Origin of the sequence: Mesorhizobium sp. B2-2-4 (genome assembly GCF_006442375.1) — a bacterium.
Lineage (GTDB): Bacteria > Pseudomonadota > Alphaproteobacteria > Rhizobiales > Rhizobiaceae > Mesorhizobium.
In genome coordinates this window covers 141,678-166,214 of sequence record NZ_VFWB01000002.1, presented here as the reverse complement: position 1 = coordinate 166,214, position 24,537 = coordinate 141,678, and the positions used below count along the sequence as shown (strand labels likewise).

The window sequence follows — 24,537 nt, the reverse complement described above, 5'->3', positions numbered from 1 at the left end:
CATGGCTGGCCGAAATCTATTCGCGACAACCAATGCCCGTGTCGTCGGGGCCTTCTGTGTTGCCGCCCTTCTGCATCTTGCCGGCATCATCCTCATTCCGGGCTACTCCAGCCCGTTTGCGGTGCGCGCCATGCTGGTGCTTGCCTCGCTGCTCGCCGTCGCCTCGATCGGGCAGACGCTGGTCGTCATCATGGGCGGCATCGACCTGTCGATCCCGTTCGTCATCGGCTTTGCCAATGTCGTGGCCGCGCAACTCTACGGCGATGGCTGGAATTTTGTCCTGGTCTGCGGCCTCGTCGGCGTGCTGGCGATCCTTATCGGTGGCCTGAACGGGCTCATCGCGCGCAGCCTCGACATCCAGCCGCTTATCGTCACGCTCGGCATCGGCATGGTCGTGCAAGGGCTGGTGCTTTTATGGACCGCGGGCTTCCCTTCAGGCTCCGCGCCGCAAGCGGTTTCGAGCTTCGTGTCGATCGGCGGATCGGCCGGGCCACTGCCGGTTCCATGGCTGGTGCCCTGTCTTGTCGTGCTGGCGGCGCTCGTCGTCCTGGTGCTGGAGCGGACGCCCTATGGGCGCCGGCTCTACGCACTCGGCAGCAATCCGGGTGCCGCGCCTCTGGCGCTGATCGATCCCGTCCGCATGTGGGTGATCACCTATGCGGCAAGCGCCTTCTTCGCCGCGGTGGCGGGCGTTCTGCTGCTCGGCTTCACCGGCTCGGCCTATGGCGATGTCGGGCAGCCCTACCTGTTCCAGACCATCGCGGCCGTGGTCGTCGGCGGCGCGGCGCTGGTCGGCGGGCGCGGCAGCTATCTCGGGACCATTGCCGGCGTGCTGGTGCTGACCGAGATCAACACGCTGCTCATCGGGCTGGGCTTCCAGCCCTCGGCGGTGCAGGCAGCACTCGGCTTCATCATCGTGCTGTTGGTGTCGCTCTACGGCCGCGAACGGCACGTTTCGGCGACGATCTGAAGAGCCCCAAGCAGAGCCGGTTAAAGCCGCCAGAGCTTGCGGGCGTTCACCGAGAGCAGCCTGTCGCGTTCCGCAACACTGCAACCGGCAAGCAGCGCATGGGTCGCCGCCACCCAGGTCGAGAGACCGCCACCCAGCGTGCAGACCGGCCAATCGCTGCCCCAGATAACACGATCCCATCCGAACGAACCGATCGTGTGTTCGACATAGGGCCGCAGCGTCTCGACCGTCCAACTGCCGGGATCCGCATAGGCGACGACGCCGGAAATCTTGGCCACGACGTTGGGACGCCGCGCGATTTCGCTCATGTGTTCGCGCCACGGATGCTCGCCATTGCCCTTGATGTCGGGGACGCCGCAATGGTCGAGCACGAACTGGACGTCGGGCGCCAGATCGGCGAGCGCGATCGCCTTGGGAATCTGATGCGGTAGCACGACGAGATCGAAGGTGAGCCCGGTGCCGCCGAGCCGCCGGATGCTGTCCCGGAATAGCGCGCCTTCCGAGAGTTCATCGGGCATGACGTGGAGGACGCGGCGAAAACCCTTGACGAACGGCTTTGCTCGCTGGCGCTCGAGATAGGCCGCAAAATTGGCCTCTTCCGGACGGCAGGCGGCGATCGCCCCGGCCAGCATGCTGCCGGCCTGTCTCGACAGGCCTTCGACACGTTCGGTCTCGGCCTCGATATCGGCAGGGTCGACATCGACCTCCATATGCAGCACACGCTCGACGCCGACACGTTGAGCTTCCACGCCGTACTCCTCATAGGAGAAGTCGCGGTTGAGAGCGGGCACGCCGGCAAGCCACGGGTAGCGCAAGGCCGAGCGGTCGATGAGGTGCAGGTGGGTGTCGATGATCATGGCAGGGCTCCTCCCGTATCTTTCACATCATCTCACGGAGGAATTCTTCATTCAAATAAGAATTACACCGATGAACCGACGGCCGACCCGGCCAGACGCGACAGCTTTTCACATGTGGCCAGCAGCAGTTCGATGGTGCGGGTCATGTCCGGCGCGGACGGTGCGTTGACGACGGTGATGTAAGGAATCGAAAGCGCCGCGATCGCCTTGCCGTCGGAGCCGCGCACCGGTGCCGACAGATTGTAGACGCCGGCAGTCTGCATCGAGGCCATCATCTCATATCCCCGTTCCCTGATCTGGTCGAGACGGGCAAAGAACTCGGGCGGCTGCGCCGTATTGTCGGTGCTGCGGACATGTTCGGAGATCATCATCTGGCGCTCCTCCTGCGAACGGAAAGCGAGCAGCACATGTCCCGAACCGGTGTCGAACAGGCTGATGTGGGCGCCGACCCGGATCGAGATGCCCCAGTAGTTCGGCGCCTCCTGCTGGCCGATGACCACGGCGGAACCGCGATCAAAAACAACGAGTTGGTTGGCCTGCTGCGACGTCTCCGCCAGCTCCCGCATCAACGGCGTCGCATAGGAAACCAGCCGCCGCACCGGCGCGTGCAGTTGCGCCAGGCCGAACAGCTTGAGCGTCAGTGAATAGCGGTCACCGTCGAGCCGCGTGACATAACCGCGTCGCACCAGCCGGTCCAGCATGCGGTAGAACTCGTTGGGGCTGCGGTCGAGCTTCTTGGCGATTTCCGCCTGCGTCAGGCCGCCGTCGACGCCGGCCAGCAGTTCCAGGATGTCGAGCCCCTTGTCGAGCGCAGGCGCGCGATACCGCTCGTCTTCGCTATCATCCATGGGCTTTCCCTCCAGTGAAATCGATTCTTCATATACGCAGGAATGCTGCCGGCGGAAACAAATTTCGCCTTGACGTATCCATGAATGTTTTGTTTGTATATGAATGTAACACTTCTTGTCATCAGACGAGTTGCGGTCGCCGCCAAGGCGCACCCAGGGAGGATACCAATGAACAGACTGCTTTCCGGCGTGTGCGCCGGCGCATTGTTGCTTGCGTCAGGCGCAGGCGCGGCCCTTGCCGGCGACCTGCCCGGCAAGTTCGAAGGCGTTACCGTCGACGTGAAGCTGATCGGCGGCCAGCAATACGAAAAGCTCTACGAGCGCATCCCCGAATGGGAGAAGGCGACCGGCGCCAAGGTCAACATCCTGACCAAGAAGAACGGCTTCGACATCGACAAGGAGTTGAAGTCCGACATCGCCTCGGGCAGCACCAACTGGTGCGTCGGCTGGAATCATTCCTCCTTCGCGCCGCAGTATACCGGCCTTTATACCGACCTCAGCAAATTGCTGCCCAAGGAAGAGATCGATGCCTTCGTGCCATCGACGATCAAGGCGGCGACCATCGATGGCAAGCTGGAGATGCTGCCGCGCGCGCAGTTCGACGTCTCTGCCCTCTACTACCAGAAGAGCCTCTACGAGAACGCCGACAACAAGGCCAAGTTCAAGACGAAATACGGCTATGATCTGGTGCCGCCGGACACCTGGAAAGAGGTCACCGACCAGGCCGAGTTCTTCGCCAATCCGCCCAATTTCTACGGTACGCAGTTCGCCGGCAAGGAAGAGGCGATCAACGGTCGCTTCTACGAGATGGTGGTGGCCGAGGGCGGCGAGTATCTCGACAAGGACGGCAAGCCAGTCTTCAACTCCGAAGCCGGCGTGCGTGCGCTCGACTGGTTCGTCAACCTCTACAAGGCCAAGGCCGTGCCGGCCGGAACCACCAATTATCTCTGGGACGATCTCGGCCAGGGTTTTGCCTCCGGCACCGTCGCCATCAACTTGGACTGGCCGGGCTGGGCCGGCTTCTTCAACGATCCGAAGTCGTCGAAGGTCGCCGGCAATGTCGGCGTCAAGGTCGCGCCGAAAGGCTCGTCCGGCAAGCGCACCGGCTGGTCCGGTTTCCATGGCTTCTCGGTGACCGAGAACTGCCCGAACAAGGAGGCCGCGGCATCGCTGGTGTGGTGGCTGACCAACGAGGACAGCCAGAAGCTGGAAGCCGCCGCGGGCCCGCTGCCGACCCGCACCGCGGTCTGGGACTGGGACCTGAAGCAGGCCGAAAACGATCCTTACAAGAAGGAGGTCCTCTCCGCCTTCCAGGAAGAAGCCAAGCACGCCTTCGCGGTGCCGCAGACGCCTGAATGGATCGAGATCTCGAACGCCGTCTATCCCGAATTGCAGGCGGCGATCCTCGGCGACAAGACGTCCAAGCAGGCGCTCGACGAAGCCGCCGCCAAGGCGACGCAAATCCTCGAAGACGCCGGCAAGCTGTAGAACCGCTCCCAAGGCCGCCTCCCCCATCAGTCATGGGGGAGGCGCTCGCGTCTTAAGGCGCGCACTGCCTCGGGTGTTCCACGATGACGATGCCTGCCCCGCCCGGCTCGACAGGCGGCAATCGAATGCAACTCACAGGGTCCCAATGAAGGGCTTCAAGCCATCCGCGCCATTCCTGCTGCTGCTTCCGGCGATGATCGTGCTGGCGGCGGTCGTCGTGGTGCCGTTGCTTTTGTCGCTCTATTCCAGCTTCACGCCGTTCCGCCTGACCAAGCCCGAAACGTTCTTCGTCTTTGTCGGCTTCCGCAATTATCTCTCGATCCTGGCGAACGCCGATTTCTGGTGGGCGTTCGGCCGCACGGTTCTGTTGCTGACCATCGCGCTCAATCTCGAAATGCTGCTGGGCCTCGGCCTCGCCATGCTGGTCGAAAAGGCGACGCGCGGCCAGCGCATCCTGCGCACGCTGATGATGTTTCCGATGATGTTCTCGCCGATCCTCGTCGGCTTCCAGTTCAAGTTCATGTTCAACGACAATATCGGCCTGGTGAACAACGCCCTGCAATCGCTCGGCATCACCAGGGATGCCATTGCATGGCTGATCGAAGGCCATCTCGCCTTCATCGCCATCTCGATCGCCGAGATCTGGTCGTCGACGGCGATCTTCGCCATCCTGATCCTCGCCGGGCTGCTCGCCATGCCCAAGGAGCCAATCGAGGCGGCGCGCGTCGACGGCTGCACGCCGTGGCAGACATTCCGTTATGTGACCTGGCCGTTCGTCATGCCTTTCGCCTACATCGCCATGACCATCCGTTCGCTCGACGTCGCGCGCGCCTATGACATCGTCAAGATCATGACCGATGGCGGGCCGGCGGGCCGCACCGAGCTTTTGTGGACGCTGGTGGCGCGCACCGCCTACAGCGACGGGCGCATGGGCATGGCCAACGCCATGGCCTATTTCTCGATCCTGCTGTCGATCGCCTTCACCGTCTATTTCTTCAACAAGCTCGCCGCGGCGCGCACGCAGATCGGTGCGGAGTGGTGATGGACGAGAATTCTTCCGCCCGCCTCAAGCGCCGGCTGCTGGGCATCGCCTATCTCATCGGCCTGTTCCTGGCGATGCTGACCATCTGCCTGCCCGGCCTGTGGATCGTGCTTTCGTCGCTGCGGCCGACGGTGGAGATCATGGCCAAGCCGCCGGTGTGGATCCCGCAGCAGATCTCGTTCGACGCCTATGTCGCGATGTTCTCAGGCATCGGCAAGGGCGGCATCCCGGTCATAGAGTATTTCCGCAACTCGCTGATCATCTCGGTGACCTCGACGATGATCGCGGTGGCCATCGGCATGGCCGGCGGCTATGCCTTCGCGCGCTACCGTTTCCGCGGCAAGTCGGGCGTCTTCCTCGGCCTGATGCTGACGCGCACGGTGCCGGGTATCGCGCTCTCGCTGCCGCTGTTCTTCCTTTATGTCAGGCTCGGCATCATCGACACGCATTTCGGACTGATCCTGGCCTATGTCGCGCTCAACGTGCCGTTCACCATCTGGCTGATCGACGGCTTCTTCCGCCAGGTGCCGAAGGACCTCGCGGAAGCCGCCCAGATCGACGGCTGCACCCGCTGGCAGGCCTTCTGGCAGGTCGAGTTCCCGCTTGCCGGGCCCGGCATCGCCTCCGCCGCGATCTTTGCTTTCCTGACCTGCTGGAACGAGTTCGCGCTGGCCTCGCAGCTTACCCGCTCGGTCAGCGCCAAGACGCTGCCGGTCGGCCTGCTCGACTACACGGCCGAATTCACCATCGACTGGCGCGGCATGTGCGCGCTCGCCGTGGTGATGATCATCCCGGCGCTCACCCTCACCTATATCGTCCAGAAACACCTCGTCGGCGGCTTGACCTCCGGCGCGGTGAAAGGCTGATCCCATGGCAACGGTTTCCCTCCAAAAGCTGACCAAGCGCTACGGCAATGTCGGGATCGTGCACGGCATCGACCTCGACATCGCGGACCGCGAATTCATCGCGCTGGTCGGTCCGTCCGGCTGCGGCAAGTCGACGACGCTCAGGATGATCGCAGGGCTCGAAGAGATCAGCGCCGGCTCGATCGAGATCGGCGGCCGCGTCGTCAACGATTTGCCGCCGCGTTCGCGCAACATCTCGATGGTGTTCCAGTCCTACGCGCTTTATCCCCACATGACGGTGCGCGAGAACCTCGGCTTCTCCCTGAAGATTGCCGGGGCCGCCAAGGAGGATATGGAGCGCCGCGTCGCCGAAGCCTCGGCCATCCTCGGCCTCGACACGCTGCTCGACCGTCGCCCGTCGCAACTTTCCGGCGGCCAGCGCCAGCGCGTCGCCATGGGCCGCGCCATCGTACGCGATCCCGACGTGTTCCTGTTCGACGAGCCGCTTTCAAATCTCGACGCCAAACTGCGCACGCAGATGCGGACCGAAATCAAGAAGCTGCACGCCAAGGTGCGGTCGACGGTGATCTATGTCACCCATGACCAGGTCGAGGCGATGACGCTTGCCGACCGCATCGTCATCATGCGCGACGGCCATATCGAACAGGTCGGCACCCCAGACGAGGTGTTCCGACGGCCGGCGACGCGGTTCGTCGCGGGCTTCATCGGCTCGCCGCCGATGAACCTGCACGAGGCGACGATCGATGACGGCCACTTGGTTTTCGCCAGCGGCGAAAAGCTGCCATTGCCTAGCCAATTCAAAGCCAATGTCGCCAGGGGTAACAAGGTGGTGTTCGGGTTGCGGCCCGACGACATCTACCCGACCGGCCATGGTATCAGTTCCGGTGGTGCGGCCGACGTCCACCAGATCGAATTGCCGATCACGGTCACCGAACCACTCGGCAACGAGACGCTGGTGTTCGTCGAGTTCAATGGCGCAGACTGGGTTTCGCGCATGCTGAACCCAAGAGCTTTGAGATCGGGCGAGCGGGTGGCCATGAGCCTCGACCTGTCGCAGGCGCATCTGTTTGCCGCCGACACCGGAAAGTCATTGCGGAGCTGACGACATGGCCAAGATCGAGAAGATAGAACTGCGGATGGTGGACCTTGTGCCCAAGGTCAAGCGCACCGACGCGATCCAGAGTTTCGTCAGCCAGGAAACGCCTCTCGTCACGATCACCGATTCCGACGGCGCCGTCGGCACCGGCTACAGCTACACGATCGGCACCGGCGGCTCGTCTGTGATGCGGCTCTTGTCCGACCATCTGGCGCCGCGCCTGATCGGCCGCGACCCCGACATGATCGAGGCGATCTGGCACGATCTCGAATTCGCCACGCACGCCACCACGATCGGCGCGATCACGGCCATCGCGATCGCGGCGATCGACACCGCGCTTTGGGACCTGCGGGCGAAGAAGCAAGGCCTGCCGCTGTGGAAGCTGGCGGGCGGCGCCAAGGACCGCTGCCCGCTCTACACGACGGAGGGCGGCTGGCTGCACATCGAGACGCAGGCGCTGGTCGATGACGCGCTGGCCGCGAAGGCCAAGGGATTTCGCGGCTCGAAGGTGAAGATCGGCAAACCGCACGGATCGGAAGATCTGGCGCGGCTGGCGGCGGTGCGCAAGGCGGTGGGCGACGGCTACGAGATCATGACCGACGCCAATCAGGGATTCTCCGTCGACGAAGCGATCCGCCGCGCAGCGAGGCTCAGTGAACTCGACCTCGCCTGGATCGAGGAGCCGCTGCCGGCCGACGACATCGATGGGCATGTCAGGCTGTCGAACTCGACGCAGACGCCGCTTGCCATCGGCGAGTCGCTCTATTCCATCAGGCATTTCCGCGAATACATGCAGAAAGGCGCCTGTTCGATCGTGCAGGTCGATGTCGGCCGCATTGGCGGTATCACACCCTGGCTAAAGGTGGCGCATGCGGCGGAGGCCTTCGACATTCCGGTCTGCCCGCATTTCCTGATGGAATTGCATGTCAGCCTCACCTGCGCTGTTCAGAACGGCCGGTATGTCGAGTACATTCCGCAGCTTGACCAGTTGACCGGCAAGCGCATGCGCATCGAGGATGGGCACGCGCTGGCACCCGACGAGCCCGGCATCGGCATCGATTGGGACTGGGACGCGGTCAAGGCCATGAGCATCGCCGAATTCACCACGGCGATCACGAAATAGGGGAACGAACATGCAGCGGATGGGAATGGTTCTGGGACTGAAGCCGGAAAAGGTCGAGGAGTATGTGCGCCTCCATGCCGCCGTCTGGCCCGACGTGCTGACCATGATCTCGGCCTGCAACATCAAGAACTATTCGATCTACCTGAAACGGCCGGAGAACCTGCTGTTTGCCTATTTCGAATACCACGGCACCGACTATGCCGCCGACATGGCCAAGATGGCGGCAGACCCGAAAACACAGGAATGGTGGGCCCTCTGCATGCCTTGCCAGGAGCCGCTGGCGACCCGCAAGGAGAGCGAATGGTGGGCTTCGATGGACGAGGTCTTCCATCATGACTGAAGGCGGTTTCGACCCTGCCTCACTCATCCAGTCCTGGCCTAAGCCTACAAAGCCCCGGCCGATCGTCACCTTCGGCGCAGGTTCGATTGTCGGCGATGCCCATTTTCCCGCCTACCGGAAGGCCGAGTTTCCGGTTGCCGGCCTCTATGATCCGGACCAGGCCAAGGCGCGGACGTTGGCCGAGAAATGGGGTGTCACCGCATTCCGCTCCGTGGAAGAAGCCGCCGGAATCAACGATGCGATCTTTGATCTCGCGACACCGCCCGGTCGGCATGCCGAGATCCTGAAGGCGCTTCCCGAGGGGGCGGTCGCACTGATTCAGAAGCCGATGGGCAACTATCTCGGCGAGGCAACCGAAATCCTCGAAATCTGCCGCGCCAGGAAGCTCAAGGCCGCGGTGAATTTCCAATTGCGTTTCGCGCCGATGATGCTGGCGCTCAAGGATGCCATCGCCAAGGGATGGCTCGGCGAGGTCGTCGACTTCGACGCCTGGCTGGCGCTGGCGACACCTTGGGAGTTGTGGGAATTCCTGCTCAAGGCGCCGCGTGTCGAGATCGCGATGCATTCGATCCACTATCTGGACCTCGTCAGACAATTGCTGGGCGACCCCAAAGGGGTGCACGCCAAGACGCTCGGCCATCCCAACCATACGGTGGCACAGACGCGCACCAGCGCCATCCTCGACTATGGCGACACCGTGCGCTGCGCGCTGTCGATCAACCATGACCACAAGTTCGGGCGCCGGCACCAGGCCTGCGAATTCCGCATCTGCGGCACCGAGGGCGCGGCCTATCTCAAACTCGGCCTCAACCTCGACTATCCCCGCGGCGAACCGGACGTCCTGGAAATATACCCGAAAGGCGGGACGGATTGGATTGCCGTGCCACTCGCCGGCGAATGGTTCCCCGATGCCTTTGTCGGGCGTATGGCCAATGTCCAGCGCTTTGCTTGCGGAGAAGACGACGAGCTGGTCAGCTCGGTCGAGGACGCCTGGAACACGATGGCGCTGGTGGAAGCCGCCTATAAATCGAGCGCGGCGCCGGCGACGCCGCTGGCCGAAAGGCCGTGAGGCAGGACATGGAACAGATCATTTATTTCGAAGACTACGAGATCGGCTCCTCGCGGCTGACCAGCGGCCGCACCATTACCGAGACCGATTTCGTCGTCCATGCCGGCCACACCGGCGATTTCTTTCCGCACCACATGGACGCCGAGTTCATGAAGACGACGCCGTTCGGCCAGCGCATCGCGCACGGCACGCTGGTGTTCTCGGTCGGCATCGGACTGACGGCAAGCGTCGTCAATCCCGTTGCCTTCTCCTATGGCTATGATCGGCTGCGTTTCATCAAGCCGGTGTTCATCGGCGACACGATCCGCACGCGCACCACCATCGCGGCCAAGGAGGACGATCCGAAGCGGCCGGCCGCGGGCCGGGTCATCGAACGCTGCGAGGTGATCAACCAGCGCGACGAAGTGGTGTTGGCCGCGGATCACATCTACATCGTCGAACGCAAACCCGGCTGAGGCAGCGCTACGATCCGGTGGCGCGCGCGGTGATGCGCTCCAGACCGAGCAGCAGCGCCAGGGTCGCCACCACCAGGATCATGGTGAGCGCTGCTCCCGCAAAGATGTCGCCTCGGTCGGTGAGGCTGAAGATCGACACCGGCAGCGTCACCCAACCCGGCGGATAGACCATCACGGTGGCGCCGAGTTCACCCATCGACAGTGCGAAGCTGAGCCCGAAACCTGCGACCAGATAGGGTGCGAGCAGAGGCAAGGTGACGTGCCAGAGGCGGTAGGCCGGCCGCGCGCCGAGGCTCGATGCCACCTGTTCGAAGTCGGGCGAGAGCCGCGCCAGGCCGGCCGACACATTGCCGAAGGTGAAGGCCGATATCAGCACGAAATGCGCGATCATGACGATCGCGATCGTACCGTTGAGCAGCAGCGGCGGATGGCTGAAGGCGACCAGCAGGCCAAGGCCGACGGAGACCGAAGGCACGGCGCTGGGGATGAAGAACAACAGGCCGAGCAGGCGCCGCAGCGCATGCCCCTGGACCCGCAGCGACAGCGCCGCCCAGGTGCCGCTGACCAGCGCCAGCGCGCTGGCTGCAAAACCGGTGAGAAGGCTCGCCTTGACCGCATCGCCGGCCGCGCCATGCAGGACGTCGCTGTAGTGTTCCGTCGTCAGGCTGCTCGGCAGCACCCCGTTCCACTGGCCGGCAAGGCTGGACAGGAGAATGACCGCAAGCGGCGCCAGGAACAGCACACCGAAGATCAGTGCGAAGAGGAGCCACAGAACGAGGCGACCGGAGCGGGACCAGACCAGCATGGCTAGACCCCCAGCCGGCCGGCTGCGAAACGATAAAGCCCGAACAGGCCGAGCGAGAGCGCGATGTTGATCAGGGCGATGATGCAGGCGACCTGATAGGCCGATTCCTGGATCGCCTTGCCATAGATCAGCAGCGGCAGCGTGATGACCCCCTTGGCGCCGATGAACAGCACGATGCCGAACTCGTTGACGGTGAGCAGCAGGCAGAGGCTGCCGCCGGCAATGAGCGCCGGGATGGCGGCCGGCAGGATGATTTGGCGCACGATGCGGAACGACCGCGCGCCGAGCACGCTTGCCGCTTCGATCTGGCCGCGGTCCACCAGCGAGAAGGCGGCAAGCAGCGGCCGCAGGATGAACGGCGTGTAGACAGTGACCTCGGCCAGCACCACGCCCCAGCTCGAATAGAGGAAATCGACGGGCGGCGACGGCAGTGAAAAGGTCTCCATCAGCCCTGCGTTGTGCATGCCTGCGGAGCCGTAGAGAAAGGTGAAGGCGAGCGTCACCAGGAAGGTCGGCAATGCGATGAAGGTGTCGATCAGCCTGGCGATGAAGCCGCTGCCGGGGAACGGAACGAAGGCCAGGATCAGTGCCAGCACGAGACCGACGATCAGGCACCCGGCAGTCGCGGCAACCGAAATCGTCACCGTGTTGATCAGCGCGTTGAGGAAGAAGCGCGAATGCAGGACGCGGATCACTTCGGCGACATTGGCAACGCCGCTATCGTCCAGGAAGGCCTGCCGGGCGATGAGCGCCAGCGGATAGAAGAACAGCAGGGCCAAGAGTGCGGCCGGCGGCACGATCCAGAATCTGCCAGGCTCTCTCCTGACCGCTGGCGAGGCCATAGCGACAGCCTCAGACACCGGCGTCTTCCGGAACGAGCGAGGTGTCGGTGGGCGCGAAGAACAGCGGCACCTTGGCGCCGGGTTCCGGCAGGGCCATCGGCAGTCTCGTCGCCGAGACGCGCACCGTCGTGCCGTCGACATCGAGCACGAGATGGGTGAGTTCGCCTTGCCAGTGCACCTCCAGGAGCGTGCCGACAATGCGGTTGGTATGGTCGCCATCGGCCGTCAGGCTGAGGTGCTGGGGCCTGATACAAAGCAGGCTCTTGTCGCCGACCTTCTCGTCACGGCCGGTGCCCATCAGCACCGCGTCGCCATGCCTTGCCGCGGCAAAACCCTTGGAGCCGGCAGCCTCGGCAATGGTGACCGGCAGTAGATTGGCGCGGCCGAGGAACTCGGCGGTGAAGCGGTTGGGCGGGCGGCGGTAGAGCTCGGTCGTCGGTCCATGCGAACAGACCGAGCCGTCGCGCATGATGGCGATCTTGTCGGCGAGGGTGAGCGCCTCTGTCTGGTCGTGAGTGACATAGAGGATCGTCAGGCCCGGCAGGCTGCGGTGCAGCCTGGCGATCTCCTCGACCATATTGCGGCGGATCTGTGCGTCCAGCGCCGAAAGCGGCTCGTCAAGCAGCAGCACGCGGGGCCGCACGGCAAGAGCGCGCGCAATCGCGACACGCTGCTGCTGGCCGCCGGAAAGCTCGCGCGGATAACGTGCTGCATAGGCAGCCATGCCGACGGTGCCGAGCGCATCCTTGACCCGCTCGGCGATCAGCGCCTTGTCGGCGCCCTGAGCCCTGAGGCCGAAGGCGACGTTGTCCTCGACCCGCATATGCGGAAACAGCGCGTAGTTCTGGACCACCATGCCGAGCCCGCGCTCATAAGGCGGCAGATCGGTCACATCCGTCGCGCCAATGCGGATTCGTCCGCTTCTCGGCCGCACGAAGCCGGCCACCGCCCGCAAGGCGGTGGTCTTGCCGGAGCCGGACGGGCCGATCATCGCCAGGATCTCGCCGGGAGCAATATCCAGGGTCAGCGGATGCAAGACGACGTGAGCGCCATAGGCGACAACAACCTTGTCGAAATGGACGTTGGAGCCGGCGCCGCGAACCTTCGCGGCGTCGATGTCCATGACACTGGTCCCAGTAAAAGCGGCGGCCGACATGGCATGGTCCTCCGGATTGGCAGGGATCAACTTCCGGTCGCTTCGTTCCACCGCTTGACGTAGTCAGGCAGCTTGGCCAGAGCGTCATCCCAGTTCGGCGACCAGATGGTCAGGCCCTTCATCGCCTCTTGCGCCTTCGCGAAATTGGCGTCGTTCGGCGTCACATCCTTGCGGGCCGGCAGGCCAAGAGCCACGGAACTGACCTTCGACTGAGCTTCCTTTGAGAGCAGGAAGTCGATCAGCTTCTTGCCGTTGTCGGCATTGGGCGCGCCGGTTACCAGGCCGATCTCATAGGGCAGCGCAAAGGTGGAGCGCACGCCGTCAGGCCCCGCCGGCCAGAACACCTTGATGTTGGGATTGTCGGCCATTTGCGACATGTTCATCTGCAAATCGCCGTTGGCGACATGCAGCTCGCCCTTGTTGACCAGCGCCGTCAGCTTGCCGGTCGAAGCGGAGGGGCCGACATTGTTGTCCTGCAATTTCTTCATGAACTCGAAACCTGCATCCTCGCCGCCGAAGGCATGGATGATCTGCAGCATGACAGCGGTGCCGTCGCCGGCCTGGCCGGGCGTCGAGTATTGGATCTTGCCCTTGAATTTCGGGTCCAGCAGGTCGTCGTAGCTCTTCGGCGCTTCCGAAAGCACGGCGCTGTTGTAGATGAAGTTCATGTAGTTGTTGACCAGCGGCCGGTATTTGTCGGTGCCGCCGTCGATCTGGTCCGCCCCTTCGGGCTTGTAATCCTGCAGCAGGCCGCCGGCGGCGGCGCGCTGCACGAAGGGCGGCAATGTCACCAGCACGTCCGCTTGCGGGTTCGACTTCTCCTTGGCGACACGCTCGACGACACCGCCCGAACCAGCCTCGATATACTGCACCTTGATGCCGGTGGCCTTGGTGAAGGCGGCGAACTCGGTTTCGAACCAGCTGCCGTTGCCGTCATGCAGGCCATCGGCGGAGTAGATGGTGACGACGCCATCTGCCATCGCCGGTCCGACGAGGGCAGCCGACGCCAGCAACGCGGCGAAAGCCGCGACCATGGTTGCGTTGCGTGATTTCATGTCCAGTTCCCCTTTTTTGATTGATGGCACATTCTGCGATGCACTGTGGCGACCGCGCCGGCTGCTTCTGCTTCGATGGGTGCCGGCAGCGTCGTCGTTATGGACAACTCTGGGGATTGGGAATCGATAAGTAAAATCTATTTATTTTATGACAGGCAAACTTCATCTGATAGTTGTCATGGAACCGTCGCAGTCATGTCGCGAACATATTTCGGCCTGCTCAGGGCAGGCCGTCGAAGCGTTTGAGCAGGTGATGATCAGACGAATGAAACGCCAGAAGTCTGCGCCCGCAACCGCGGGTCGGACGAGCGCACGATCACCGGCCGGCCGTCGAGAATCTCAAAGCAGCGCGCGAGCGTGTCGTCCTCGAGCCGGCGCATCGCCTGATGCGTAAAGAAGGTGAGGTGCGGGAACAGGATGACGTCGTCGCGGCCGAAAAGCGCGCCCATCGGATTGCCCGACTTGGCCAGCGGCTCGACCGAATAGACGTCGAGCCCGGCGCCGCCGATGCGCTCGGAAACGATCGCCTCGACAAGGGCCGCCTCGTCGATGAGCGCGCCGCGCGAGACGTTGACGATGATGGCGGAAGGCTTGAGGCAGGCGAGTTCAGCCTTGCCGATCAGGCCGCGCGTGCTGTCGTTCAGCACGCAATGGATTGAGACGAAGTCGCAGGCGCGAAGCATTGCCTGGAGGTCGTCGGCTTTTTCGATGCCGGCGGCGCGCATCGTTTCGGCGTCGACACCGGGATCGAAGCCAAGAAGCCGCGCATGAAATCCCTGGCCGGCCATGCGCGCCATGCTGCGGCCAATTTTGCCACAACCGACGATCCCAAGCGTGGCGCCTGAAATGTCGCGTCCCAGCCAGCGCGGCTCGGGCCAGATCCAGCCATCGCGCGATACCGCCGCGGTGATGGCGGGCAGCCGCTTGGCCAGCGCGACCATCATGGCGAAAGCACCTTCGGCGACGGTTTCCTCGGCATATTCGGGCACGTTGACGACGGGGATACCGCGCCGCATGGCAGCGGGGATATCGATGGCGTCGATACCGACGCCATATTTGATGATGCCCTTCAACCTCGGCGCCGCGTCGATCACCTCCGCAGTGACTGGCGTGTAGCACATCAAGAGCAGATCGGCGTCGGCGACCGCGGCTTTGAGCTCCGCCTCGGAAATGCCGTCCGGCAGCGTCACCAGCTCGACACCCCTTGCCCGCAAGCCGGCATCGATGCCTGGGCATTCGAGCTCGCGGTCGGTGCGGACGGCCTTCACGGTCAGGCTGTCAGCACAGCGCGTTCGACGATGTCGAGCGCACGGTCGAGATCGGCTTTCGAAATCACCAGCGGCGGTGACAGCGTCAGCACGTTGCCGTGGCTGACCTTGAAGCTCAGCCCCCGTTCGAGGCAGGCATAGAAGACGCGTTCGGCAAGATCGCGCGCGGGCTGGCGCGAGGTACGGTCCTCGACAAGTTCGACGCCGACCATCAGTCCCCTGCCCCTGACATCGCCGACATGGGGCGAACGCCCCATCAGATCCTGCATGCGTCCCAGCATATGCCGGCCAAGCTCGGCCGCACGCTCGACCAGTCCTTCTTCCAGGATGATATCGATCGTCGTCAGCGCCGCGCGCGTCGTCACCGGGTTCTTCTCGTGGGTGTAGTGACCGATGGCAAAACCGCCGGTGACGTCGAGATCGCGGCGGGCGATGACAGCGGCGATCGGCAGGATGCCGCCGCCGAGCGACTTGCCGAGAACGACTATGTCCGGCGTCACGCCGTCATGCTCATGGGCGAAGAATTTTCCGGTCTTGCCCAGGCCGGTCGGGATCTCGTCGAAGATCAGCAGCGTGCCGTGCCGGTCGCAGGCCTCGCGCACCCGATTCCAGAAACCGGGCGGCGGCGGGTTGGGCGTTGCCCGCATCGGCTCGGCGACGACCGCGGCCACATCCTGTTCGCGACCGAGCACATAGGCGATCATGTTGGCGCAGGCGAGCCCGGAGGCTTCCAGGGTGCCGTGGCCGTAAGGACAGCGGTAGCCGTCCCAGGGCGCGACATGTTCGGTGCCGGTCATCATCGGGCCGGCGATATGGGAACGGAAGGTCGCTTCGCCGCCGACGCTTGCGGCACCGAAGCCAGCGCCATGAAAGGCATCCCAGAACGAAACCGTCTTGAAGCGGCCGGTCGCGGCGCGCGCGATCTTCAGCGCCACCTCGATGGCGTCGGAACCGCCTGTCGTGAACAGCACCTTGCCGAGATCGCCGGGCGCCAACTCGGCCAATTTCTCGGCCAGTTCGACAGCGGGTTCGCAGGTGAAGCGGCGCGGCGCAAAACAGAGATCGTCGAGCTGTTTCTTGATCGCGGCGACCAGCTTCGGATGGCCATAGCCGAGATGGTGCACGCTGTTGCCGTGGAAATCCATGAAACGGCGGCCGGCGGTGTCCTCGATCCAGATGCCTTCGGCCTTGGCGATCGTCGAAAGACAGGGGCTGGACAGGCTCTGGTGCATGAAGGCCGAAGCGTCGCGGTCAAGCAGTCCGCGGATGCGCGGATCGTCCTGGCCGGAATCCCAGCGGCTGCGGGCCGCCGTGGTGTTGGAATCACCCTCGGTATGCACAAGCTCTTTGATCGCGACCATAACCTCTCCGAAACGCGAATGAGGGAGCGTGGAACGCTCCCTCGGTTGTTCTGTCAGCCGAGTCGTCCGGTCAGGACCAGGGCAGCGAAAACGTCTTCACATTGGTATAGCTCTTCATTGCCTCGATGACGCCTTCCTTGTAGCCATTGCCACTGTCCTTGATGCCGCCGAACGGCGACATCTCGATGCGGTAGCCCGGCACTTCCCAGATGTTGACGGTGCCGACCTCAAGGCCGGTGATGTATTTCTGCATGCGCGGAAACGAGTTGGTGCAGACGCCCGACGACAGGCCGAAGGCGGTCGAGTTGGAGAGCCTGATCAGCGCCTCGTCATCGTCCGGTGCGCGCACGATCGGGATGATCGGGCCGAAGGTCTCTTCCATCACCAGTTCGGATGTATGCGGCACGCGATCGACGACGATCGGCGGCAGCAGCGCGCCTTGCCGGCCCGGATTGTAGAGGATTTCGGCGCCCTGCCCGGCGGCCATGTGGACCCGGGCTTCGAAGAGTGCCGCCGCCTTCTCGTGCACGACGGTGCCAAGATCTGTCGTGCGGTCCATGGGGTCGCCGAAGCGGATCTTCCTGGCCCGCTCCAGCACCAGCGGCACGAAGCGGTCGGCGACGCTTTCCTGGACAAGGATGCGCTTGACCGCCGTGCAGCGCTGGCCGGAGTTCTTCGTGGCGCCGGCGACGGCGAGATCCGCGGCCCTGGCCAGATCGTCGTCCGAGAGATCGTTGAGGACGATCAGCGGATCGTTGCCGCCGAGCTCCAGCACCTGGCGCTTGTAGCCGGCGGTGCGGGCGATCATCTTGCCGACCGGCACGCCGCCGGTAAAGGTGATCAGGTCGATATTGTCGTTGGTGATCATCTCGTTGCCAATGTCGGCCGGCCAGCCGGTCACCACCGAGAGCATTTCCGGCGGCAGGCCGGCTTCGTAGAGGATGTCGGCCAAAAGCAGCGCCGTCATCGGCGTCAGTTCGGTCGGCTTGACCACCACGCAATTGTTGGTGGCGATCGCCGGCGCCACCTTGTGCGAGACCATGTTGAGCGGATGGTTGAACGGGGTGATCGCCGAGATCGCCTTCAGCGGCTCGCGCGTGGTGAAGATCTTGCGCGCCTTGCCGTGCGGGGTGAGATCGCAGGAGAAGATCTGGCCGTCATCCTGGATGCACATCTGCGCCGACAATGTGAACACGTCATAGGCGCGGCCGACCTCATAGAGCGAATCCGTCTTGGAGATGCCGAGCTCGAGCGTAATGAGATCAGATATTTCTTCCCGGCGCGACGCCAGTTTTTCCGCCGTGCGGAACAGGATCTGCTGGCGCTCGTAGCGCGTCAGCTTCGACCTGTAGCCGGCGGCGATCTCGAAGGCCTGGCGGGCATGCTCGGCGCGGCCGGCGGGCACGGTGCCGATAACCGCATTGGTATAGGGGTAGTGGACAGGAACGACGCCGTCGGCGTCGACCTTGCGACCAGCTATGCGCATCGGTTCGTGGCGGACTTTGATCGAAGTATCGAGCTTGGTCATCGGTTCCGTTCCAGCAATTCGAAGGAGAAAGTGGTGCAACGGATTGTCGACCCCCACTCCGGCCCTTCGGGCCACCTCTCCCCCGATCGACGGGGGAGAGGAAATCAGGTGAGGTCGGCGCCACCACGTTTCCGGGCTAAGCCGCCGCTAGCCCTGGCGCCTTTCCTCTCCCCCGTCGATCGGGGGAGAGGTGCCGAGCGAAGCTCGGCGGAGTGGGGGTCGACAATCACGCTCGAGATCAAGCCTGCGCGGCCGCCATCGTCGCGTAGTAGAACGCGTCGAAGTTCCTCAGCACGGGCTCATCAGGCAAATCGGCCAGCACGCGGTTGACGATGAACGGCACCTCCTGCTCGGTCAGCCCGCCATGCGAGCGCAGCGGCTCGTTGAGGGCTGCCAGGTCGTGGCGGTGTTCCGAGGTGCCGATCGTCTTGTTCTGCGTCGAGATCAGCACGATGTCGCCGATGCGGTCGGCCGGCAGTTCGAAACGCTCGCAGGCGGTCGGGCTGTCGACAACCAGCATGATGCCGTCGATCTTCGCCAGCCGCGCCATGATGTCGGCCTGATCGGCGCCGTCAGGAAGGTAGGCGGTGGCGAACGAGCCGAGCGCGCCGTGATGCACGACATAGGGATCTGTGATCGGCAGAATGACGCGCGCGGCATCCTTGCCCAGCCATTCGTCGAGCAGGTCCTGGACATAGACGACGTCAGGCGAACCATCCTGCTTGTGCTTGGGCTTCATGCCATGGTCGGCGGTCACCACGATTGCCGCGCCCAGCGCATCAAGCTCGGCCAGGTACTTGTCGAACATCTCGTAGAAGGCGTTGGCCTGGGGCACGCCGGGCGCGTATTTGTGCTGCACATAGTCGGTGGTGGTCAGATACATGATGTCGGGGCGGAATTCCTTCAGCAGCTGGACGCCGGCGGCGAAGACGAATTCCGACAGTTCGGCCGAATAGACTTCCGGTACCGGCAGTCCAAAATGCTTCGAGGCATTGTTGATGCCGTGCTCGGCCTTGGTGGTGGTGTCGGATTTTTCGGCCGAGAAGCACAGCGCGCGGCCGTCGTCGAAGGCGAGGCCCTTGCCGAGCAGCGCACGCAATTTGTCCTTGGCGGTGACCACCGCGACCTTGGCGCCGGCATCGTAGAAGGCCTGGAAGATGGTGGGCGCGCGCAGGAAGCGCGGGTCGTTCATCATCACTTCCTTGCCGGTTTCGCGCTCGTAGAGGTAGTTGCCGCAAATGCCGTGCACCGAGGGCGGGCGGCCTGTGGCTATCGACAGATTGTTGGGGTTGGTGAAGCTCGGAATGACAGAATGCGCAAAACGCACCGTGCCTTTCTGCTTGATCCTGACCAGCGCCGGCATCAGCCCGGCCTTGATGGCTTCGTCGAGATAGGCCGGCTCGCAGCCGTCGAGGCAGATGGCGATGGCCGGCACACGTGGCCAGGCGTAGGTGCGGCCGTTGACCGCGACGTTGATGGGAGACATCTGGTTCATCGAAATCCTCAAAAATTCTGCCGCTTCAGGCGGCGAGTTTGGCGCGCTCGGCGATTGCCGCGGCGGGAGGAGCGGCGGTGTCGACGTTCATCTCCTTCAGCGACTGCGCCGCCGCCTCTACGACGCGGCGCATGACATGTTCGTCCATCTGGCCGATGCAGCCGATACGGAAGCTATCGACGACGGTCAGCTTGCCCGGATAGATGATGAAGCCCTTGCGCTTCATCAGCTCGTAGAAGCGGTCGAAGGCGAAGTTGGCGTGGGCCGGGTTGAAGAAGGTGACGATGATCGGCGACAGCCAGCGATCCCTGAGCAAAGTCTCGAAGCCGAGCTCGCGCATGCCGGCCACCATCACGTCGCGGTTCCTGGTGTAGCGGGCGCCGCGGCCGGCAACGCCGCCCTCGGCCTCGTGCTGGCGAAGCGCTTCGAGGAAGGCGGCGACGACATGGGTCGGCGGCGTGTAGCGCCACTGCCCGGTCTTGTTCATATGCGCCCACTGCGCATGGACGTCGAGCGACAGCGAATGGCTGCGGCCCTTGGCGGCTTCCAATTCGCTCTTGCGGGCGATGATGAAGCCGAAGCCCGGCGCGCCCTCGATGCACTTGTTGGCGGACGAGACCATCGCCTCGTAGCGGATCTCGTTCACGTCGAGCGCGATGGCGCCGAAGGCGCTCATGGAATCGACCAGCAGCTTGCGGCCCTTGGCATGGACGGCCTCGGCAATCTCGGCGACGGGGTTGAGGATGCCGGAACTGGTCTCGCAATGGATGGCGATCACATGCGTGATGGCAGGATCGGCCTCGAGGGCGGCGGCCACCTCGTCGCCGCGCGGCGGCAGGTAGTCGCCCTTGTCGATCAGCGTATAGGCGCGGCCGAGATATTGCATGGTCTGGGCCGCGCGCAGGCCGTAGGCGCCATTGGCCAGGACCAGAACCTTGCCGTCCTTCGGCACGAACGAACCCAGCATCGCCTCGACGCAGAAGGAGCCGCTGCCTTGCATCGGCACACAGTCGAATTCGCCTTTCGCATCGCCGGTCAGCGCCAGCAAGCGGCGGCGCATGTCTGACGTCATGGCGCGGAAATCGCCGTCCCAGGATCCCCAGTCGCGCAGCATCGCCTGCTTGACCGGATAGGAGGTGGTGAGCGGCCCCGGCGTCAGCAGGTACGGCTCGCCCAGCGCCGGACCGGCCAATGGCTCCGCGGCAAGTTTCGTCTCGGCGAGCATAGTGTCCTCCGCTGCTTTTTATGTGGAGACATTCTTGGCTGGAACGACGTATTTGTAAAATCGTTATTTTGTATTGATGTATAAGCTCACCCGATGATCTGGCTTGCAGTCGAATTATTGCCCGGCGGGATAATCGCGCCTCCAGCCGAGCGCAGCCTGCGTGGTGTCCATGACATGTGCGTGACCGTGGGCGATCATCCCCAGATATAAGAAGAATCGTTCCTTCATGCCTTTTTGCCTGCGAGGCTTATGATAGGGTGGCGGCCGGAACTCGGATCTAGAAAGCTGAGAACATGCGCTACGTTCAATTGCGAGCCTTTCACCAGGTGGCGATATCAGGCGGGTTTTCACGTGCCGCGGAAGCGCTGTTCCTGACGCAGCCGGCAATTTCGGACCAGGTGCGCAAGCTCGAGGAAGAATATGACGTGCTGCTGTTCAACCGGAACAAGAAGCAGGTCACGCTGACCCATTCGGGCCAGAAGCTGCTCGAAATAACCCACCGCATGTTCGAAACCGAGCAGCAGGCGCTCGAGCTTCTGACGGAATCGCGCGCCCTGCGCTCCGGCACGCTGCGCATCGTCGCCGACGCCGCGCATCATCTGCTTCACATCCTCGGCAGTTTTCGCGCGCGCTATCCCGGCGTCCAGGTTTCGCTGCGCGCCGGCAACACCGAGACGGTAATCAGCAGCCTCTACAGCTATGATGCCGACATCGGCGTGCTGGGCGAGGTGCCGACCGGACGCGACTTCGAGGTGCTGAAACTCAATTCGACGCCGATCATCGCTTTTGCGTCGGTCGATCATCCGCTGTCGGGCAAGAAATCATTGAGTCTCAAGCAACTCGCGCAGGAATCGCTGGTCATGCGGGAGCGCGGCTCCAAGACGCGCCAGAAGCTCGAGGATCTGGCCGCGGCATCGAAGGTCGAACTCAGGCCGGTGATCGAGGCCGAAGGCCGTGAAGCCGTCCGCGAGATCGTCGCCTCGGGTGCCGGCATCGGCTTTGTCTCGGCGGCCGAATTCGGCCAGGATTCGCGGCTGGTAGCGATCGCGCTCGACGCGCCTGAGACGTTGATGGACGAAGCGCTGATCTGCCTGCGCGAACGCAGCGGCGGCAAGCTGGTGCGCGCCTTCCTCGACATGGCGCGTTCGATGTCGGCGGATTAGGCGGCGGCCCTGATCTCCTCCACATCCGCTTTCACCCGTTCCGACTTCGGATCGTAAGGGGTGCGCAAATGTGCCGTGGCCGCGTGGCGAACGCCGGCAAGATCGATCTCGAAACGGCCGCTAGCCAGAAACGCAGCGTCGACGCCCGTCTCGTTCTCGATCAGCCCGAGCGCCACCGAGCGGCCAAGCGTGTGACCGTAGGCGGCCGAGCGGACCTCGCCGACGGGCTTGCCGTCGCGCAGGATCAGCTCGCCGCCCCACAGCATCGGCTCGGCATGGTCGAGCGTGAACAGTACGATGCGTTTTGCTGGCGCCGTCGACGGCTTGGCCTCGACCAGCGCGTCACGGCCGATGAAGCCACCCGATTTGTCCATGGCGACGGCGAAGCCAAGCCCCGCCTGCCAGGGGGTAATGTCAGGCGTCAACTCATGGCCCCAGGCGCGAAAACCCTTTTCGATGCGCAAGGCATCAAGCGCGTAGTAGCCGGCGTCCAGGAGGCCGAATTCGCCGCCAGCCTCGTGCAGCGCCTCGTAGACGCCGACGGCGAATTCCGTCGGCACGATCAGCTCCCAGCCGAGCTCGCCGACATAGGTCATGCGGTTGGCGTAGGCGGTAGCGTAGCCGATATCGATCTCGCGGATGGTGGCGAAGGGGAAGCCGGCGTTGGAAAGATCGGCCGACGACAATTTGCCCAGGAGATCGCGCGAGCGCGGCCCCATCAGCGCCAGCACCGCGTAGGACGAGGTGACGTCGGTCACGATGGCATGTGCGTCCGGTGGGATGTTCCTGGCGATCCAGTCGGCGTCGTGGACCGCTTGCGCCGAACCGGTGACGATGAGGAATTTTTGCGCACCAAGTCGCATTACGGTCAGATCGCTTTCGTACCCGCCGCGCGCGTTGAGCACGCCCGTGTAAACGGATGTACCGACCGGTACATCGACATTGCCGGCGCAGATGCGGTTGAGCAGGGCACAGGCGTCGCGGCCCTGCACGAGAAGCTTGGCGAAAGAGGTCTGGTCGAATACGGCAACAGCCTCGCGCGTCGCCTTCATTTCGCGCTTGACTGCCTCATGCCAGTTCTGGCGGCCGAAGGCATAATCGTTCCCGGCCCTCTCTCCCGGGGCCGCGAACCAGTTGGCGCGCTCCCAGCCCATCTTGGAACCGAAGCAGGCGCCCCTGGCGGCCAGCCGGTCGTAGAGCGGCGAGCGGCGGAAGGGTCGGGCGGTGTCCAGCTCGCGGTTCGGCCACGGCATGGCGTAATGCAAACCGAGCGTCTCCTTGACGCGATCATGCAGCCAGCGCGGATTGTTGTTGAAGGCGGCGAAGCGCCTGATATCGACAGGCCACAAATCCATGGTCGGCGCGCCGTTGACGATCCACTCGGCCAGCGCCTTGCCGGCACCGCCGGCGCTGGCGATGCCCATCGAGTTAAAGCCGGCGCCAACATAGAAATTCTTCAGCTCCGGCGCCTCGCCGAGGAGAAAATTGTTGTCGGGCGTAAAGCTTTCGGGACCGTTGTAGAACTTCTTGACCTCGGCTTGCGCCAGTTGCGGCACGCGCACCAGCGCGTTTTCCATCAGAATCTCGAACTGATCCCAATCGTCCGGCAGCAGCGCGAACTCGAAATTCTCGGGGATGCCGTTCATGCCCCACGGCTTGGCATGCGGTTCGAAGCCGCCCATGACCAGCCCGCCGACCTCTTCCTTGAAATAGATGAAGCCGTCCGGATCGCGCATGACGGGCAGGTCCGGATGCACACCCTCGATCCGGCCCGTGACGATGTACATGTGCTCGGCCGAATGCAGCGGCACCGAGACGCCGCACATCAGCCCGACCTTACGCGCCCACTGGCCGGCGCAGTTAACGACGATCTCGGCGACGATGTCGCCACGGTCGGTCTCGACACCGCAGGCGACGCCGTTTCTCACCGTGATGCCGGTGACCTTGACCCGCTCGAATATCCTCGCGCCGCGATTGCGCGCGCCCTTGGCGAGCGATTGCGTGAGATCGGTCGGATTGGCCTTGCCGTCGCCAGGCAGCCAGACCGCGCCGACCAGATCGTCCGTCGCCATGACCGGCCACAGATCGCCGGCTTCGCTCGGCGAGATGACATCGATCTCAACCCCTTGCGCACGCGCCGACGCAGCCGTGCGCTTCAGCACCGTCATGCGGTCGGCGGTGCGCGCCACCGACAGCGAGCCGCAATTCTTCCAGCCGGTCGCGAGACCGGTCTCGGCCTCCAGTTCGCCATAGAGTTGAGTGGAGTATCTGATCAGGCTGGTCATGTTGGAATGGCTGCGCAATTGCCCGACCAGGCCCGCGGCATGCCAGGTGGTGCCGCCGCTGAGCTGCCCCTGTTCAAGCAGGACGACGTCGGCCCAGCCGAGCTTCGTCAGGTGATAGGCGACGGAGCAGCCGATGATGCCGCCGCCGACGATCACGACGCGTGCCTGCGTGGGAAATTCATGAGCCATGAGCGTTCCGC

The 24,537-nt window shown here is 63.8% G+C and carries 22 protein-coding genes; 10 read left to right on the top strand and 12 right to left on the bottom strand.

The features are described 5' to 3' along the window. Position 1 precedes the first annotated feature (1 nt). A complete protein-coding gene (locus FJ959_RS05915) occupies positions 2-970 on the top strand; it encodes an ABC transporter permease (protein ID WP_140562010.1) in 969 nt (322 codons plus the stop codon). 20 nt (positions 971-990) lie between these two features. Here FJ959_RS05915 and FJ959_RS05910 read toward each other — a convergent pair whose 3' ends face one another. Then, entirely contained in the window at positions 991-1,827 is an 837-nt protein-coding gene (locus tag FJ959_RS05910) for an amidohydrolase (RefSeq protein ID WP_140629028.1), read from the bottom strand. A 62-nt stretch (positions 1,828-1,889) separates the two neighbouring features. Next, on the bottom strand, positions 1,890-2,675 hold the full coding sequence (locus FJ959_RS05905; RefSeq protein ID WP_140514524.1) for an IclR family transcriptional regulator: 786 nt from the start codon (positions 2,673-2,675) through the stop codon (positions 1,890-1,892). Positions 2,676-2,843: 168 nt separating this feature from the next. Between FJ959_RS05905 and FJ959_RS05900 the strand changes: the two genes are divergently transcribed. The 8 genes from FJ959_RS05900 to FJ959_RS05865 all read left to right on the top strand — a co-directional run bounded on the left by FJ959_RS05900 (position 2,844) and on the right by FJ959_RS05865 (position 10,154). Next, complete coding sequence (locus FJ959_RS05900; RefSeq protein WP_140629025.1) at positions 2,844-4,163, top strand: sugar ABC transporter substrate-binding protein; 1,320 nt, start codon at positions 2,844-2,846, stop codon at positions 4,161-4,163. Positions 4,164-4,308: 145 nt separating this feature from the next. Next, the gene (locus tag FJ959_RS05895; protein ID WP_140514521.1) at positions 4,309-5,205 is read left to right on the top strand and encodes a sugar ABC transporter permease; all 897 of its coding nucleotides are present in this window, start codon (positions 4,309-4,311) and stop codon (positions 5,203-5,205) included. Then, entirely contained in the window at positions 5,205-6,071 is an 867-nt protein-coding gene (locus FJ959_RS05890) for a carbohydrate ABC transporter permease (protein WP_140629022.1), read from the top strand. Before FJ959_RS05895 ends, FJ959_RS05890 begins: the two co-directional genes overlap by 1 nt. Positions 6,072-6,075: 4 nt before the next feature. Beyond that, positions 6,076-7,173, top strand: coding sequence for a sn-glycerol-3-phosphate ABC transporter ATP-binding protein UgpC (gene ugpC, locus FJ959_RS05885; RefSeq protein ID WP_140520949.1), 1,098 nt, complete (start codon positions 6,076-6,078; stop codon positions 7,171-7,173). A 4-nt stretch (positions 7,174-7,177) separates the two neighbouring features. Next, positions 7,178-8,290, top strand: a complete 1,113-nt coding sequence (locus tag FJ959_RS05880) for a mandelate racemase/muconate lactonizing enzyme family protein (RefSeq protein ID WP_140629019.1) — start codon at positions 7,178-7,180, stop codon at positions 8,288-8,290. A gap of 10 nt (positions 8,291-8,300) precedes the next feature. Then, positions 8,301-8,630, top strand: a complete 330-nt coding sequence (locus FJ959_RS05875) for an L-rhamnose mutarotase (protein WP_140629016.1) — start codon at positions 8,301-8,303, stop codon at positions 8,628-8,630. Then, on the top strand, positions 8,623-9,699 hold the full coding sequence (locus FJ959_RS05870; RefSeq protein ID WP_140562338.1) for a Gfo/Idh/MocA family oxidoreductase: 1,077 nt from the start codon (positions 8,623-8,625) through the stop codon (positions 9,697-9,699). The genes FJ959_RS05875 and FJ959_RS05870 overlap by 8 nt, the downstream gene beginning before the upstream one ends. 8 nt (positions 9,700-9,707) lie before the next feature. Beyond that, positions 9,708-10,154, top strand: coding sequence for a MaoC/PaaZ C-terminal domain-containing protein (locus tag FJ959_RS05865; protein ID WP_140514514.1), 447 nt, complete (start codon positions 9,708-9,710; stop codon positions 10,152-10,154). Between the two features lie 7 nt (positions 10,155-10,161). On the opposite strand, the gene FJ959_RS05860 is transcribed toward FJ959_RS05865, so the two are convergent. From FJ959_RS05860 to FJ959_RS05820, 9 genes are all read right to left on the bottom strand, one after another. After that, positions 10,162-10,959 (bottom strand): ABC transporter permease subunit, encoded by a 798-nt coding sequence (locus FJ959_RS05860; RefSeq protein ID WP_140629013.1) that lies wholly within the window; start codon positions 10,957-10,959, stop codon positions 10,162-10,164. A 2-nt stretch (positions 10,960-10,961) separates the two neighbouring features. Next, a complete protein-coding gene (locus FJ959_RS05855; protein WP_140629010.1) occupies positions 10,962-11,819 on the bottom strand; it encodes a 2-aminoethylphosphonate ABC transporter permease subunit in 858 nt (285 codons plus the stop codon). Continuing rightward, positions 11,812-12,924 (bottom strand): ATP-binding cassette domain-containing protein, encoded by a 1,113-nt coding sequence (locus FJ959_RS05850; protein WP_246678900.1) that lies wholly within the window; start codon positions 12,922-12,924, stop codon positions 11,812-11,814. Before FJ959_RS05850 ends, FJ959_RS05855 begins: the two co-directional genes overlap by 8 nt. Positions 12,925-12,983: 59 nt before the next feature. Continuing rightward, positions 12,984-14,012: a 2-aminoethylphosphonate ABC transporter substrate-binding protein gene (locus FJ959_RS05845; RefSeq protein WP_140555604.1), complete on the bottom strand. Its 1,029-nt coding sequence runs from the start codon at positions 14,010-14,012 to the stop codon at positions 12,984-12,986. A 257-nt stretch (positions 14,013-14,269) separates the two neighbouring features. After that, positions 14,270-15,280, bottom strand: coding sequence for an NAD(P)-dependent oxidoreductase (locus FJ959_RS05840; protein ID WP_140629004.1), 1,011 nt, complete (start codon positions 15,278-15,280; stop codon positions 14,270-14,272). A gap of 2 nt (positions 15,281-15,282) precedes the next feature. Next, positions 15,283-16,641 carry an aspartate aminotransferase family protein gene (locus FJ959_RS05835; RefSeq protein ID WP_140564382.1) on the bottom strand — a complete coding sequence of 453 codons (1,359 nt, stop codon included), beginning with the start codon at positions 16,639-16,641 and terminating at the stop codon, positions 15,283-15,285. A gap of 70 nt (positions 16,642-16,711) precedes the next feature. Next, entirely contained in the window at positions 16,712-18,169 is a 1,458-nt protein-coding gene (phnY, locus tag FJ959_RS05830; protein WP_140555610.1) for a phosphonoacetaldehyde dehydrogenase, read from the bottom strand. A 238-nt stretch (positions 18,170-18,407) separates the two neighbouring features. Then, entirely contained in the window at positions 18,408-19,664 is a 1,257-nt protein-coding gene (gene phnA, locus FJ959_RS05825; protein ID WP_140629001.1) for a phosphonoacetate hydrolase, read from the bottom strand. A gap of 25 nt (positions 19,665-19,689) precedes the next feature. Next, a complete protein-coding gene (locus FJ959_RS05820; RefSeq protein WP_140628998.1) occupies positions 19,690-20,889 on the bottom strand; it encodes a 2-aminoethylphosphonate--pyruvate transaminase in 1,200 nt (399 codons plus the stop codon). 293 nt (positions 20,890-21,182) lie between these two features. Between FJ959_RS05820 and FJ959_RS05815 the strand changes: the two genes are divergently transcribed. Further along, the gene (locus tag FJ959_RS05815; protein WP_140628995.1) at positions 21,183-22,052 is read left to right on the top strand and encodes a LysR substrate-binding domain-containing protein; all 870 of its coding nucleotides are present in this window, start codon (positions 21,183-21,185) and stop codon (positions 22,050-22,052) included. Here the strand turns inward: FJ959_RS05815 and FJ959_RS05810 are convergent. Continuing rightward, positions 22,049-24,526 carry an FAD-dependent oxidoreductase gene (locus tag FJ959_RS05810; RefSeq protein WP_140628992.1) on the bottom strand — a complete coding sequence of 826 codons (2,478 nt, stop codon included), beginning with the start codon at positions 24,524-24,526 and terminating at the stop codon, positions 22,049-22,051. The genes FJ959_RS05815 and FJ959_RS05810 overlap by 4 nt on opposite strands. Positions 24,527-24,537 lie beyond the last annotated feature (11 nt).